The sequence below is a fragment of the Chromobacterium vaccinii genome, assembly GCF_000971335.1.
GTDB classification, from domain to species: domain Bacteria; phylum Pseudomonadota; class Gammaproteobacteria; order Burkholderiales; family Chromobacteriaceae; genus Chromobacterium; species Chromobacterium vaccinii.
The window spans coordinates 1-583 of record NZ_JZJL01000150.1 but is presented as its reverse complement, the minus strand read 5'-3'; the positions used below and the strand labels follow the sequence as shown (position 1 = coordinate 583).

The following is a 583-nucleotide window of genomic DNA, read 5'->3' as shown; positions in this document are numbered from 1 at the left end:
GTCTTGCTCCACCGCCACCGCCTCCGGATGCGCCGCCGCCTGCGCCTCGAATAGCTCGTGCACCCCTTGCTCCCGCGGATACGCCGCTTCCGTGGCGTTCCATTGCCGCAGCTGCAGATCCCGTTCGCCATCCGATAGCGGCGACAATCCGCTCATATCTTGCTCCGGGGCGGTTTCCAACAGTTCGGTCAATCCAGCCAGAACGCGATGCACATAGTCCGCGATCCGCGCGGCGCCGATGCTGGCCGCGGCCTGCACCGTCAGCTCGAAGCCGACGCCCAGGTCATCCACCGTCAGCGTCAGCGGATAGTTGGTCCGCTCCTCGCTCCACAGCACCCTCACTCCGGGCAGGATCTCGTCCGGATTCGGCAACGCCGTGCTGTGCCGGTAATTGATCAGCGCGCTGAACAACGGCTGCCCCGGCGCCAGGCCGCTGCAGCGCTGCGCCAGCGCCAATGGCGCGTGTTCGTGGATCAGCAGCCCGCTCAGACTGGCATGCACCGCCTTCACCGCCGCCCTCGCGCCGACCCGGCCCGCGCCTATCCGCAACGGCAGCGTATTGATGAACATCCCCAGCGTCCTG

Annotated in this window: 1 protein-coding gene; it reads right to left on the bottom strand. The window is 67.4% G+C overall.

The window, feature by feature from the left end:
* Positions 1 to 570, bottom strand: a 570-nt coding sequence (locus tag VL52_RS23000) for a condensation domain-containing protein (RefSeq protein ID WP_200896093.1), incomplete at its 3' end; no start/stop codon positions are given.
* Between the last annotated feature and the right edge of the window lie 13 nt (positions 571 to 583).